The sequence below is a fragment of the Kocuria sp. LUK genome (assembly GCF_021012935.1).
Lineage (GTDB): Bacteria > Actinomycetota > Actinomycetes > Actinomycetales > Micrococcaceae > Kocuria > Kocuria flava.
The window spans coordinates 50,242-63,498 of the sequence record NZ_JAJMZI010000009.1 but is presented as its reverse complement, the minus strand read 5'-3'; the positions used below and the strand labels follow the sequence as shown (position 1 = coordinate 63,498).

Here is a 13,257-nt window from a genome sequence, read left to right as displayed (position 1 = left end):
GTGGGACGGTCCTGCGCGTCGGCGGTTCCCGGGGCCTGCCGGCCGAGGCTGCTGGTCATGGGGGGCTCTCCTGGGCGCGCCGCGGTCGCGGCGGGCGGTCGTCGGGCGGATCCCCCGCACTCTACCGGAGCCGGTGACGACGACGGGCCCGCCCTCCCCCGTTCGGGGAAGGACGGGCCCGTGGTGCGGGACCGCCGGCGGGGCCGTCAGTGCCGGTGGCCGTGCCCCTTCTCGTCCTCGTCGGCGGGCTTGTCCGTGACGAGGGTCTCGGTCGTCAGCACGAGCGCGGCGATGGAGGCCGCGTTCTGCAGCGCGGAGCGGGTGACCTTGACGGGATCGATGATGCCCGCGGCGACCAGGTCGGTGTACTCGCCGGTCGCGGCGTCGTAGCCGTGACCGGTCCCGAGCTCGGCGACGCGGGAGACGACCACGGCCCCGTCCTGCCCGGCGTTCTGCGCGATCCAGTACAGGGGCTGGCGCAGGGCGCGGCGGACGATCTTCAGCGCGGTCGCGGCGTCCCCGGTGAGGCCGAGGTCGGACTCGTCGAGGACCTTCGCGGCCTGGAGGAGCGCGGAGCCGCCGCCGGCCACGATGCCCTGCTCGAGGGCGGCGCGGGTCGAGGAGACGGCGTCCTCGATGCGGTGCTTGCGCTCCTTGGCCTCGACCTCGGTCGCGGCGCCGACCTTGATCACGGACACGCCGCCGGCGAGCTTGGCGAGGCGCTCCTGGAGCTTCTCGCGGTCCCAGTCGGAGTCCGTGCGCTCGGCCTCGGCGCGGATCGTGGCGACCCGCTCCTGGATGGCGGCCTCGGAGCCGCCGCCGTCCACGACCGTGGTGGTGTTCTTGGTCACGGTGACGCGGCGGGCGGTGCCCAGCTGCTCCAGGGTGACCTGGTCCAGGCTGATGCCCAGCTCGGCGGTGATCAGCTCGCCGCCGGTGAGCACGGCGAGGTCCTGCAGGATCGCCTTGCGGCGGTCGCCGAAGCCCGGGGCCTTCAGGGCCACGACGTCGAGGGTGCCGCGCAGCTTGTTCACCACGAGGGTGGACAGGGCCTCGCCCTCGACGTCCTCGGCGATGATCGTCAGCGGCTTCTTGGCCTGGACGACCTTCTCGAGCACGGGCATGAGCTCGGCCACGGTGGAGATCTTGCCCTGGTAGAGCAGCACGACGCCGTTCTCGAGGACGGCCTCCTGGCGCTCGGCGTCCGTGACGAACGACGGCGAGAGGTAGCCCTTGTCGAACTGCATGCCCTCGGTGACCTCGAGCTCGACCTCCGTGGTGGAGCCGTCCTCGATGGTGATGACCCCGTCCTTGCCGACGGTCTCGAAGGCGCGGGCGATGAGCTCGCCGATCGAGCGGTCCTGGGCGGAGATGGTGGCGACGTGGGCGACGTTCTCGCCCTCGACGGGCCGGGCGTTCTCGAGCAGGCGCGCGGAGACGGCCTCGACCGACTTCTCGATGCCGCGCTTGAGCGCGAGCGGCTCGGCCCCGGCGGCGACGTTGCGCAGGCCCTCGCGGACCAGGGACTGGGCGAGGACGGTCGCGGTGGTGGTGCCGTCACCGGCGACGTCGTTGGTCTTGGTGGCGACCTCCTTCGCGAGCTGCGCGCCGAGGTTCTCGTACGGGTCCTCGAGCTCGACCTCGCGGGCGATGGTCACGCCGTCGTTGGTGATCGTGGGGGCGCCCCACTTCTTGTCGAGCACGACGTTGCGCCCGCGCGGGCCGAGGGTCACCTTGACGGTGTCGGCGAGCTTGTTGACGCCGTTCTCGAGGGACTTGCGGGCGGCGTCGTCGAATGCCAGCTGCTTGGCCATGGACGGAAAGCTCCTTCGGGGATGGGCTGGACCGGGCCGCCGGGCGGGCGGCGGGTCGGAGGGGGAACCGGCGAAGGGTGCCGGCCGCGGCCCGCCGGGCGGGCGGTGCGTGCGGCGGGCACCCTTCGTCGCAGGTGTGCGGTGCGCCGGGACTACTTCTCGACGACGGCGAGCACGTCGCGGGCCGGGAGCACCAGGTACTCCTCGCCGTTGTACTTCACCTCGGTCCCGCCGTACTTCGAGAAGATGACGACGTCGCCCTCCTTGACGTCGACGGGGATGCGGTTGCCGGAGTCGTCGACGCGACCCGGGCCCACGGCCAGGACCTTGCCCTCCTGGGGCTTCTCCTTGGCGGTGTCGGGGATGACGAGGCCGGACGCCGTGGTCTGCTCGGCGGCGAGCGGCTGGACGACGATGCGATCCTCGAGGGGCTTGATGGAGACCGACACGATCTCTCCTTCTCTGTAGGCGTGGAAAACGGTGGGCGACCGCGGGCGGGGCCCGCTGGGTCGTGCTTCGGGCCGGTTGGCGCACCAACCGTCGTCGCGGTGCCGATCGATCGCCTGGCCCTTAGCACCCTCACCCGGAGAGTGCTAAGGCCAACTGTAGGAGGGGGCTGGCAGACGGTCAAGGCGAGTGCCAGCGGCCCCGCCGGGGGCGCCCCGGCGGGGCCGCGCACCGGCCGACGGAGCCCGCCCAATTAGGTCACGCCCGTGTTCGCCAATGATTTGCCTCACGGCGGCACGCCGGTCTAGGTTGACCACTAAGGCACACCTAACTCGGCCGAGGACCGGTGCCCGACCCGACGCATCCCGCGCTCCGGCGCGCGATCCGCCGTGCCCACCGCGACCCGGCGGGGCCCGAGGCCCCGCCGCCCTGCAGAAGAGAGATCGACCCATGACCCGCACCCTGCTCCAGCGCTCCTCGGTCCTGCTGGCCACCGCCTCCGCGCTCGCCCTGGCCGGCTGCTCGAGTGCCGGCAGCACCGCCGAGGCCGGCGGCACCGCCTCCTCCTCCACCAGCACGGTCGAGATCGAGGACAACCACGGCACCCAGACCGTCGAGGTCCCGCCGGCCTCCGTGGTCGCCACCGACAACCGGACCTTCGAGACGCTGGCCGACTGGGGCGTCGAGCTCGCCGCGGCCCCCCGCGCGCTCATGCCGGACACCATTGCCTACGCCGACGACGAGTCGATCGTCGACCTGGGCACCCACCGCGAGCCCGACCTCGAGGCGGTCGTCGCCGCCGACCCCGACGTGGTCGTCAACGGCCAGCGCTTCGCCCAGTACCGCGAGGACCTCGCCGGGCTGGTCCCCGAGGCCGCGGTCGTCGAGCTCGACCCCCGCGAGAACGAGCCCCTCGACGCGGAGCTCAAGCGGCAGACCACCGTCCTGGGCGAGATCTTCGGGAAGACCGCCGAGGCGGAGGAGCTCAACGGAGAGCTCGACGCCGCCGTCCAGCGCGTGCTCGACGGCTACCGGCCCGGGGACACGGTCATGGCCGTCACCGTCTCCGGCGGCGAGATCGGCTACATCGCCCCCGGGAAGGGCCGCACCCTCGGCCCGCTGTTCGACCTCTTCGGCTTCGAGCCCGCGCTCGAGGTCGAGGGCGCCAGCGACGACCACCAGGGCGACGACATCTCGGTCGAGGCGATCGCCGGGTCCGACCCCGACTGGATCCTCGTGATGGACCGCGACGCCGCGGTCGCCGCCGACGAGCCGGAGTACACCCCCGCCCAGGAGGTCGTCGAGAACGCCGAGGCGCTGCGCGGCGTCACGGCCGTGCAGGAGGGCCACGTCGTGTACATGCCCAAGGACACCTACACGAACGAGGGCATCCAGACCTACACCGAGTTCTTCGACACCCTGGCCGACGCCATGGGCGAGCAGGACTGATCCCCCGGACCCGGCCGGTGGCGGGGCCCGCGCGCAGCGGGCCCCGCCACCGCCGCTCCCCGGCACGACGGCCGACGGAAAGGCTTCACCCATGACGACGACCCTCTCCGGGCCCGCCCGCAGGGCCCGCGAGACCCTCTTCGACCGGAGGCTGCTCCTCGGCGTGCTCGGGGTCGCGGCCCTGCTGGGCGCGTCCCTGCTCACCGGGGTCTACGACGTCTTCGGCGCCGAGGACGGCGGCGAGATGTTCGCCATCACCCGCGTCCCGCGCACGATCGCCCTCGTGCTCGCCGGGGCCGCGATGGCCATGTCCGGGCTGGTGATGCAGCTGCTCACCCAGAACCGGTTCGTGGAGCCCACCACGACCGGCACCACCGAGTGGGCTGGGCTCGGGCTGCTCGTCGTGACGCTGCTCGTGCCCACCGCGAGCCTGCTCACCCGCATGGCCGGGGCCGTGGCCGCGGCCTTCCTCGGCACCATGGTCTTCTTCCTCTTCCTGCGCCGCGTCTCGCTGCGCTCCTCGCTGGTCGTGCCCATCGTCGGGATCATGCTGGGCGCGGTGGTCGGGTCCGTCTCGACGTTCCTGGCCCTGCAGACGGACATGCTCCAGAGCCTGGGGGTGTGGTTCGCCGGCAGCTTCACCTCGGTGCTGCGCGGGCAGTACGAGGTCCTGTGGATCGTGCTGCTCGTCGTCGTCGCGGTCTTCCTCGTGGCCGACCGCCTCACCGTCGCCGGCCTCGGCGAGGACGTCGCGACCAACGTCGGGCTGGACTACCACCGCACCGTCCTGCTCGGCACCGGTCTGATCGCGGTGGCCACCGGCGTCGTCACCGTCGTCGTCGGCAACCTGCCGTTCCTGGGGCTGATCGTCCCCAACATCGTCTCGATGGTCCGCGGCGACGACCTGCGCTCCAACCTGCCGTGGGTGTGCCTGCTGGGCATCGCCGTCGTCACGGTCTGCGACCTGATCGGCAGGCTCCTGATCATGCCCTTCGAGATCCCCGTCTCGGTGGTCCTCGGGATCGTCGGCGCCGTGGTGTTCGTCCACCTGCTCCTGAGGCAGCGCCGGCGTGGCTGAGACCGTGACCGCCCCCGCACCCCCGTCCCCGCCGCCCGCGGCGGCCCACGAGCGCGGCGGCGCCGGGGCCTTCCCGACCGCCCGGGCCCGCCGCCGCTACTGGGTCCTCCTGACCGTGCTCGCCCTCGCGTCCTGCGGCTTCGCCTTCGGGCTGCTCGCCTGGGACAACCCCATGCCCGTGGGCTCGGAGGGCTTCTGGCTCATCGCCGAGCGCCGGGCGACGAGCGTGGTCGTCATGGCCGTCGTCGCCTTCTGCCAGGCGATGGCGACCGTGAGCTTCCAGACGGCCACCACCAACCGCATCATCACCCCGTCGATCATGGGCTTCGAGTCCCTCTACGTGGCGGTCCAGACCTCCACCGTCTACTTCCTGGGGGCCGCGGGGCTGCTGGTCCTGCAGGGGGTGCCGCAGTTCCTCCTGCAGGTCGCGCTCATGGTCGGGCTCTCCCTGGCCCTCTACGGGTGGCTGCTCTCCGGCCGGTACGGCAACCTCCAGGTGATGCTGCTCGTGGGCATCGTCATCGGCGGCGGGCTCGGGTCCGTGTCGACCTTCATGCAGCGGCTGCTCTCCCCCAGCGACTTCGACGTCCTCTCCGCCCGCCTGTTCGGCTCCGTGACCAACGCCCACGCCGACTACCTGCCCGTCGCGATCCCCCTGTGCCTCGCCGCCGGCGCCGCCCTGTGGTGCTCCTCGCGGCGGCTGGACGTCGTCGCCATGGGCCGGGACGTCAGCCTCAACCTGGGGCTGCGGCACCGCGCCGAGGTGATGCGCACGCTGTTCCTCGTCTCCGTGCTCATGGCCGTCTCCACCGCCCTGGTGGGCCCCATGACCTTCCTGGGCTTCCTCGTGGCCACGCTCGCCTATCAGCTCGCGGGCACCCACGACCACCGCCACGTCCTCCCCGTCGCGGTGCTCACCGGGTTCACCGTCCTGACGGGCGCCTACTTCGTGCTCAACCACGTCTTCTACGCCCAGGGCGTCGTCTCGATCATCATCGAGCTCGTCGGGGGCTCCGTCTTCCTCTACGTCATCCTCCGAAAGGGCCGGCTGTGATCACCCTCGCGAACGTGCGCAAGACCTACGGCGAGGAGGTCACGGTCGGCCCCGTCGACCTCGAGATCCCCTCGGGCGGGATGACCGCCCTGATCGGGCCCAACGGAGCGGGCAAGTCCACGCTGCTGACGATGATCGGGCGGCTGCTCGACCTCGACGCCGGCACCATCGAGATCGCCGGCTACGACGTGGCCGGCACCCGCTCCCAGGACCTGGCCCGGATCGTGTCGGTCCTGCGCCAGGAGAACCACTACGTCACCCGGCTCACGGTCCGCCAGCTGGTCGGCTTCGGGCGCTTCCCGCACAGCCGCGGGCGGCTCACCCCCGCGGACGAGCAGGTCATCAGCCGCTGCATCGACTTCCTGGACCTGTCCCCCCTCGAGCACCGCTACCTCGACCAGCTCTCGGGCGGGCAGCGCCAGCGCGCCTACGTGGCCATGGTCCTCGCGCAGGAGACCGACCACGTGCTGCTGGACGAGCCGCTGAACAACCTCGACATGCGCCACTCCGTGTCGATGATGCAGCACCTGCGCCGGGCCTGCGACGAGATGGGGCGCACCATCCTGATCGTGCTGCACGACGTGAACTTCGCCAGCCACTACGCCGACCGGATCTGCGCCGTGAAGGACGGGCGGGTCGTGGAGTTCGGCACCCCCGCCGAGATCATGGACGACGCGGTCCTCACCCGGGTCTTCGAGACCCCCGTGACGGTCCTCGAGGGCCCCCGCGGCCGGCTGGCCACCTTCTACTGAGCGGGCCCGGCCTCCCCTGCGCCCCGGATAGGGTGGGACGATGCACGACGAGGCGACCGAGATCGCACCCCTGCTCACGCGCGAGGGGATGGCCCTGCTCGACTCCCTCGGCGCCTACGACGGCACCGGCGCCCTCGAGGAGGTCTCCCGGCTGCGGGCCGCCGGGCACCCCCCGGAGCTCGTCTCCGCGGCGCTGACCCAGGCGCGGCTGCGCACCCGCGCCCGCGAGAAGTTCGGGGACTTCGCCGGGCGCATGCTCTTCACCCGGGCCGGGCTCGAGCAGGCCACCCGCCTGCGCGTGGCCGCCCTGCACGCCCGCCGCTTCGCCGACGCCGGGGTCCGCCACGTCGCCGACCTCGGCTGCGGGATCGGCGCGGACGCCCTCGCCCTGGCCGCCCTCGACCGGCGGGTCACGGCCGTCGAGCGCGACGAGACCACTGCGGCGGTCGCGACCGTCAACCTCACCCCCTTCCCCGAGGCGACCGTGCTGCACGCCGACGCCGAGGACCTGGACCTCGCCGCGCTGCCGGGCGGGCCGCCCGACGGGGTGTGGCTGGACCCGGCACGGCGCACGACGTCGTCGTCCGGGACCCGGCGCCTCTTCGACCCCGAGGCGTTCTCCCCGCCCCTGTCCTTCGCCGAGGCGCTCGCCGCCCGCGGGCTGCCCGTGGGCGTGAAGCTCGGACCCGGCGTCCCGCACGAGGCCCTGCCGCCGGGGTGCGAGGCCCAGTGGGTCTCCGACCGAGGGGACGTCGTGGAGCTCGTGCTCTGGTTCGGCGCCGTGGCCCGGCCCGGGGTCCGGCGGGCCGCCCTCGTGCTCGGCGCGCACGGGTCCGCGGAGCTGACCAGCCCCCGCGACGCCGACCCCGCCCACGAGGACGCGCCGCTCGGACCGGTCGGGGACTGGCTCTACGAGCCGGACGGGGCCGTGATCCGCGCCGGGCTGGTCGCCGACCTCGCCCGCCGGATCGGCGCCCGGCTGGTCCACCCCCGCATCGCGTACCTCGGCGCCGACGAGCACGTCCCCACCCCCTTCGCCCGCGCCTACCGGGTGCGGGAGGTGCTGCCGCACAACGTCAAGGTGCTGCGGCGGTGGGTGCGCGAGCACGGGGTCGGCACCCTGGAGATCAAGAAGCGCGGCACCGACGTCACCCCGGAGGAGCTGCGCCGCCGGCTCGCCCCGAAGGGCCCCCACCGGGCGACCCTGGTGGTGACGCGCACCGGCACCGGGGACGGCGGCCGGGACGGGGAGCAGCGCGTCGTGCTCGTCGTGGAAACCGTAGACTGAGGCTCCCCGCGGGCGCCGCCGTCCGCACCCGGCCGGGCACCCGCCCCACAGCACGATAGGAATCTGCCGCGTGGAGATCTCGTTCGCCCGCTCCGACCAGTCGACGCTCGGCGTCGAGTGGGAGGTCGCCCTCGTCGACGCCGCCGACGGCGACCTCGTCCCCCGGGGGCGGGAGACCTACGAGGCGGTGCTCGAGGCCCGCCCCGAGTGGGCCCGCGACGGCGACCACCCGCACCTGACCGGGGAGTTCCTGCTCAACACCATCGAGATGGTCACGGGCGTGTGCCGGGACGTGGCCGGGACCACCGAGCAGCTCGCGCTGATGATGGACGAGATCCGCGCCGTCGCCGACCCGCGCGGCCTCGAGATCTTCGCCGCCGGCACCCACCCGTTCGCGCGCTGGCAGGACCAGCAGGTCACCGACAAGCAGCGCTACCACAAGCTCGTGGACCGCACCCAGTACTGGGGCCGGCAGATGGTGATCTTCGGCGTGCACGTGCACGTGGGCCTCGACTCCCGCGCCAAGGCCCTTCCGGTGCTCGACGGGATGCTGGCCCACTACCCGCACCTGCTGGCCCTGTCCGCCAACTCCCCGTTCTGGGACGGTCAGGACACCGGCTACGCCTCGCAGCGGTCCATGATCTTCCAGCAGCTCTCCACCGCCGGGCTGCCCTACCCCTTCGACACGTGGGACGAGTACGAGCGCTGCATCGAGGACATGATCGCCACGGGCATCATCGAGGAGATCAGCGAGTGCCGGTGGGACGTGCGCCCGGTCCCCCGCCTGGGCACCAACGAGGTGCGCTTCTGCGACGGGCTCTCGACCCTGTGGGAGGTCGGGGCCCTCACCGCCCTCACCCAGTGCCTGGCCCACTCCCTGGCCGCGGACGTCGAGGCCGGCCGCACGCGGCCGCGGCTGCAGCCGTGGCACGTGCGGGAGAACAAGTGGCGGGCGGCCCGCTACGGCCTCGACGCCCAGGTGATCACCGACGCGCAGAACACCGAGCGGGACCTGCGCGAGGACCTCGAGCGGCTGCTGGACCGGCTCGAGCCCGTCGCCGCGCGGCTGGGCTGCGCCCGCGAGCTCGCCGACGTCGAGCGGATCTACCGGGACGGCGCCGGCTACCAGCGCCAGCGGGACGTCGCCCGTGCGCACGACGGCGACCTGCGGGCCGTCGCCCTGGACATCGTCCGCCGCACCCGCGAGAACGCCTGACGCCCCCGGGCCGGCCGGCTCAGACGGTGACGGTCGTGACCGGCAGGGAGGAGTCCGCCGGGAAGCCCAGGTCGGAGGGCTGCCCGCCCTCGGCGACGACGCGGGCGGCGAGCGCGGCGACCATCGCCCCGTTGTCGGTGCACAGCGACAGCTCCGGGACCACGAGCTCGATCCCGTGCTCGGCGCAGCGCTCGGCGGTGAGCGCGCGCAGCCGCGAGTTCGCGGCCACGCCCCCGCCCAGCAGCAGCGTGTCCAGGCCCTGCTCGGTGCACGCGAGCACGGCCTTGCGGGTGATCACGTCGGCCACGGCCTCCTGGAAGGACGCGGCGACGTCGGCCACCGGCACGGGCTCGCCGCGGGCCTCGAAGTCCTCCACGACGCGGGCGACGGCGGTCTTGAGCCCGGAGAAGGAGAAGTCGTAGCGGTGCGGGCCGGGCCGCTCGGCGGAGCCCATGTACTTGCCGGCGCTCAGCCCGCGGGGCAGGCGGAAGGCCGCGGGGTCGCCCTCGCGGGCGGCGGCGTCGATCGCGGGTCCGCCGGGGTAGTCCAGGCCCAGGACGCGGGCGACCTTGTCGTAGGCCTCCCCGGCGGCGTCGTCGAGGGTCGCCCCCAGCAGCCGGACGTCCCGGGCGAGCTCCTCGACCGCGAGGATCTCGGTGTGCCCGCCGGAGACGAGCAGCGCCCCGAGCCCGCCGTCCGCGCGGCCGGCGGCCGGGCCGGGGACCCCGGTGCCCTCGAGCAGGCCCACGCTGACGTGGGCGACGAGGTGGTTGACGGCGTACAGGGGCTTGCCCGTGGCCACGGCCAGCGCCTTGGCGGCGGCGACGCCGACCATCAGCGCCCCGGCCAGGCCCGGCCCGGAGGTCACGGCGAGGGCGTCGACGTCCTGCAGCCGGACCCCGGCCTCGTCGAGGGCGGCGCGCAGGGTCGGCACGAGGGCGTCGAGGTGGGCGCGGGAGGCGATCTCGGGGATCACCCCGCCGAAGCGCACGTGCTCGGCCATCGAGGAGGAGACGGTGTTGGCCAGCAGGGTGCGCCCGCGCACGACGCCCACCCCCGTCTCGTCGCACGAGGACTCGATGCCCAGCACCAGGGGTCCGTCGGTCATGGCGCGTCCTCCTCGGGAACGGGGCCGGCGGCGCCGGCGGGGTCGGCGGGGCCCTCCGGCCCCAGCGGGCGGCACATCACGAGCGCGTCGCCGCCGTCGCGGTAGTAGCGGGGGCGGACGTGGATCTGCTCGTAGCCGTGGCGGCGGTAGAGCTGCTGGGCGCGGGGGTTGTCCGCGCGGACCTCGAGCATCATCCGGTCGGCGCCGAGGCCGCGGGCGTGCTCGTGCAGGGTCCGCAGCAGGGCGGTGCCGATGCCGCGGCCCTCGTGCCCGGGGACCACCGCGATCGTCTGGACGTCGCCGACCGGGGGGATGCACATCAGACCGGCGTAGCCGATCACCGCGCCGTCCTGCTCCGCGACCCAGTACCGGCACACGGGCTGGGCGAGCTCGGCGGCGAACATCTCCGGCGGCCAGGCGTCGAGCGGGAACAGCTCCTGCTCGAGCGCCTGGACCGCGGCGAGGTCCGCGGTGGTCATGGGGCGCAGGAACCACCCCCCGGTGCGGGCGCTCACGCGCCGGCCCGCTTCCGGGGGCCGGGGACCTTCGCGTCGGACTCGCGCAGGTACAGCGGGGCGGTGGTGCGCTCCAGCGCCTCCCCGCGGGCGGTCCGGCGGGCGGCGGCGCGGCCCAGGGACGCGGCCGAGGGCTGGGCCCGGTCGTGGCCCGGGACGGGCCGGGCGAGCCGGTCGGCCCACAGCCCGGCGCCGCGGCCGTAGGCGGGCAGCGCCGGCAGCTCCGCGGCCGGGCCGACCCCGGGCCCCTCGGCGAGGCGGGGTCCGTCCGGGGCCAGGGCGTAGCGCGCCCAGTAGACCTCCCGGCGGCGGGCGTCGGTGAGCACGAGGAACTCGTCGTGGCCGGCCGCACGGGCGGGCCCGGCCACGTCCTCGGCGACGGCCTCGAGGCTCATCAGCCCGTGCAGGGGCAGGTCCCAGGCGAAGGCCAGGGCCCGGGCGGTGGCGATCCCGGCGCGCAGGCCCGTGAACGGGCCCGGCCCGGTGCCCACGAGCACCCCGTCGAGGTCGGCCCCGCCGAGGCCCTGCGCGGTGAGCAGGTCCCGCACGGCGGGGGCGAGCACCTCGGCGTGGGAGCGGGTGTCCGGGCTGGCGTAGGCGCCCAGGACCTCGCCGTCCGAGACCAGGGCGGCGGAGGCGGTGGCGGAGGAGTCCAGGCACAGCAGAAGCACCCGCCCAGTCTAGTGCCCGGGCCCGCACCCCCGCCGCGCGCTCACAGCGCGGGCGGTCCCCCCGCCCAGCGCGGGCCCACGCCGGTGAGGGTGATCCGCCGCGGCTCGGGGGCGTCGTCGTCCTCCGGGTCCCCGGCCGCGTGCGGGGCGGGGGCCGAGGCGCCGCCGTCGGTGCCGGGGGCCGCAGGGCCGGCGCCGGGGCTCCCGAGCGCCCCGGCGCCGACGGCGCGCTCGAGGACCACCTCGAGCCGGGAGCCGGCGAGGTGCTCGACCTTGCCGGCGCCCCACTCCACGACGGTCACGGACGCGTCGGCGGTGTCCTCGAGGTCGAGGTCGTCGACCTCGGCCGCCGAGGCCAGCCGGTAGGCGTCCACGTGGACCAGGTCGGGGCGGCCGGGGCCGCCGCGGTGGCGGCGCACCAGCACGAAGCTCGGCGAGATCACCCCGCGCTCCACCCCGAGCCCGCGGGCCAGGCCCTGCGTGAAGGTCGTCTTGCCGGCGCCGAGCTCGCCCGTGAGCACGAGCAGGTCGCCGGCGCGCAGCTGCGCGCCCAGCCGCTGCGCCAGCTCCTGGGTCCGGGCCGGTCCGTCCACCTCGAGGGTGCGCGTCCACTCCGTCACGGTGCCTCCTTCCCCGCGCCCGCGGGGGCGCCGTCCACGTGCACGCGGGGGACCCTCGGGGACACGCGCGTGACGATCTCGTAGTTGATGGTCCCGGCCGCCTCGGCCCAGGCGGTCGCGGAGGGGTTCTCCCCCGCCCCGAAGAGCACCGCCTCCGCCCCGAGCAGCCCGTGCTCGGGGGCTGCCAGACCGGGGGCCCCGAGGTCCACGACGACCTGGTCCATGGCGACCCGCCCGACCACGGGGCAGGTCCGGCCCTGGATCCGCACGGGGCCGCCCGTGGCCGCGCGCGGGACGCCGTCGGCGTAGCCGAGCGGGACCAGGGCGAGGGTCGTGGGCCGGTCGGTGACGTGGGCGAGCCCGTAGGAGACGCCCTGTCCGGCGGGCACCTCCTTGACGGCGCTCACCGTGGTGCGCAGGGTCATGGCCGGGACGAGGCCGAGCTCCTCCGGGGTGCGGTCGGCGAACGGCGAGAGCCCGTAGAGGCAGACCCCGACCCGGACCATGTCCAGGAGCATGTCCTCGGGCCGCTCCTGGTCCCGCGCCGTGAACAGTCCCGGCGAGTTCGCCGCGTGGCGGGTGGCCGGGCGCAGGCCCGCGGCGCGGGCGGCGTCCACGGCGGCCCGGAAGCGGGCCAGCTGCTGAGCGGTCTCGGGGCGCTCGGGCTCGTCGGCCACGGCCAGGTGCGTGAAGATCCCCACGACCTCCACCAGCCCCTCGGCCTCCGCGGCGGCGGCGGCGCGGACGAGACCGGGCCAGGCGGCCTCCGTGGCCCCGTTGCGGCCCAGGCCCGTGTCGATCTTCAGGTGGATCCGGGCCGTGGTCCCCAGCGCCCGGGCCGCCTCGGCGATCGGGGCCAGCTCCCAGCCGCTGACCCCCAGCTCGACGCCGGCCGCCAGGCCCGCCCGGAAGTCGGTGCCCACGGTGTGCAGCCACGCCAGCAGCGGGGCGTCGACCCCGGCCGCGCGCAGCTGCAGGGCCTCGGCGACGTGGGCGACCCCGAGGGCGTCGGCCCCGGCCGCGAGCGCAGCGCGCGCCACGGGCACGGCGCCGTGGCCGTAGGCGTCGGCCTTGACCACGGCCATCAGCCGGGCCGGGGCGGCGACCTCCCGGGCCCGGCGCACGTTGGCCCGCACGGCGGCGAGGTCCACGACGGCGCTGCGCTCGGGGGCGCCCGCGGGCGGGAGGGGGACGGAGGGGGCGGGGGAGCTCACCCGACCATTCTGGCACCGCCCCGGGGCGCGC

At 74.8% G+C, this 13,257-nt stretch carries 13 protein-coding genes; 6 read left to right on the top strand and 7 right to left on the bottom strand.

Going from position 1 to position 13,257, the window contains the following annotated elements:
- Nucleotides 1-206 precede the first annotated feature (206 nt).
- Nucleotides 207-1,814: a chaperonin GroEL gene (gene groL, locus LQU92_RS14480; RefSeq protein WP_101851943.1), complete on the bottom strand. Its 1,608-nt coding sequence runs from the start codon at nt 1,812-1,814 to the stop codon at nt 207-209.
- 152 nt (nt 1,815-1,966) lie between these two features.
- Nucleotides 1,967-2,263 carry a co-chaperone GroES gene (groES, locus tag LQU92_RS14475; RefSeq protein ID WP_047801805.1) on the bottom strand — a complete coding sequence of 99 codons (297 nt, stop codon included), beginning with the start codon at nt 2,261-2,263 and terminating at the stop codon, nt 1,967-1,969.
- Between the two features lie 448 nt (nt 2,264-2,711).
- Here groES and LQU92_RS14470 point away from each other — a divergent pair, with 448 nt between their 5' ends.
- From LQU92_RS14470 to LQU92_RS14445, 6 genes are all read left to right on the top strand, one after another.
- Complete coding sequence (locus LQU92_RS14470) at nt 2,712-3,710, top strand: siderophore ABC transporter substrate-binding protein (RefSeq protein WP_230781395.1); 999 nt, start codon at nt 2,712-2,714, stop codon at nt 3,708-3,710.
- 91 nt (nt 3,711-3,801) lie between these two features.
- Nucleotides 3,802-4,788 (top strand): ABC transporter permease, encoded by a 987-nt coding sequence (locus tag LQU92_RS14465; protein WP_230781394.1) that lies wholly within the window; start codon nt 3,802-3,804, stop codon nt 4,786-4,788.
- Nucleotides 4,781-5,842, top strand: coding sequence for an iron chelate uptake ABC transporter family permease subunit (locus LQU92_RS14460; protein WP_230781393.1), 1,062 nt, complete (start codon nt 4,781-4,783; stop codon nt 5,840-5,842). Before LQU92_RS14465 ends, LQU92_RS14460 begins: the two co-directional genes overlap by 8 nt.
- Nucleotides 5,839-6,594 carry an ABC transporter ATP-binding protein gene (locus LQU92_RS14455; protein WP_101851939.1) on the top strand — a complete coding sequence of 252 codons (756 nt, stop codon included), beginning with the start codon at nt 5,839-5,841 and terminating at the stop codon, nt 6,592-6,594. The genes LQU92_RS14460 and LQU92_RS14455 overlap by 4 nt, the downstream gene beginning before the upstream one ends.
- Before the next feature lie 40 nt (nt 6,595-6,634).
- Nucleotides 6,635-7,882: a class I SAM-dependent methyltransferase gene (locus tag LQU92_RS14450; RefSeq protein ID WP_101851938.1), complete on the top strand. Its 1,248-nt coding sequence runs from the start codon at nt 6,635-6,637 to the stop codon at nt 7,880-7,882.
- Between the two features lie 70 nt (nt 7,883-7,952).
- Complete coding sequence (locus LQU92_RS14445) at nt 7,953-9,098, top strand: glutamate--cysteine ligase (protein ID WP_101851937.1); 1,146 nt, start codon at nt 7,953-7,955, stop codon at nt 9,096-9,098.
- Nucleotides 9,099-9,117: 19 nt separating this feature from the next.
- Here the strand turns inward: LQU92_RS14445 and tsaD are convergent, their stop codons facing one another.
- From tsaD to alr, 5 genes are read right to left on the bottom strand one after another with little or no spacing between them, the layout of a single operon-like run.
- A complete protein-coding gene (gene tsaD, locus LQU92_RS14440) occupies nt 9,118-10,206 on the bottom strand; it encodes a tRNA (adenosine(37)-N6)-threonylcarbamoyltransferase complex transferase subunit TsaD (protein ID WP_230781392.1) in 1,089 nt (362 codons plus the stop codon).
- Nucleotides 10,203-10,721 (bottom strand): ribosomal protein S18-alanine N-acetyltransferase, encoded by a 519-nt coding sequence (rimI, locus tag LQU92_RS14435; RefSeq protein ID WP_372906796.1) that lies wholly within the window; start codon nt 10,719-10,721, stop codon nt 10,203-10,205. Before rimI ends, tsaD begins: the two co-directional genes overlap by 4 nt.
- Nucleotides 10,718-11,392: a tRNA (adenosine(37)-N6)-threonylcarbamoyltransferase complex dimerization subunit type 1 TsaB gene (gene tsaB, locus LQU92_RS14430; RefSeq protein WP_230781391.1), complete on the bottom strand. Its 675-nt coding sequence runs from the start codon at nt 11,390-11,392 to the stop codon at nt 10,718-10,720. Before tsaB ends, rimI begins: the two co-directional genes overlap by 4 nt.
- A 41-nt stretch (nt 11,393-11,433) precedes the next feature.
- Nucleotides 11,434-12,012 carry a tRNA (adenosine(37)-N6)-threonylcarbamoyltransferase complex ATPase subunit type 1 TsaE gene (gene tsaE / locus LQU92_RS14425; protein ID WP_230781390.1) on the bottom strand — a complete coding sequence of 193 codons (579 nt, stop codon included), beginning with the start codon at nt 12,010-12,012 and terminating at the stop codon, nt 11,434-11,436.
- Nucleotides 12,009-13,226 carry an alanine racemase gene (gene alr / locus LQU92_RS14420; RefSeq protein ID WP_058859324.1) on the bottom strand — a complete coding sequence of 406 codons (1,218 nt, stop codon included), beginning with the start codon at nt 13,224-13,226 and terminating at the stop codon, nt 12,009-12,011. Before alr ends, tsaE begins: the two co-directional genes overlap by 4 nt.
- Nucleotides 13,227-13,257 lie beyond the last annotated feature (31 nt).

Coding starts and splice junctions, on each gene's coding strand:
- groL (WP_101851943.1), bottom strand. CDS start 1,814: ATGGCCAAGCAGCTGGCATTCGACGACGCCGCCCGCAAGTCCCTCGAG.
- tsaD (WP_230781392.1), bottom strand. CDS start 10,206: ATGACCGACGGACCCCTGGTGCTGGGCATCGAGTCCTCGTGCGACGAG.
- LQU92_RS14465 (WP_230781394.1), top strand. CDS start 3,802: ATGACGACGACCCTCTCCGGGCCCGCCCGCAGGGCCCGCGAGACCCTC.
- LQU92_RS14450 (WP_101851938.1), top strand. CDS start 6,635: ATGCACGACGAGGCGACCGAGATCGCACCCCTGCTCACGCGCGAGGGG.
- LQU92_RS14470 (WP_230781395.1), top strand. CDS start 2,712: ATGACCCGCACCCTGCTCCAGCGCTCCTCGGTCCTGCTGGCCACCGCC.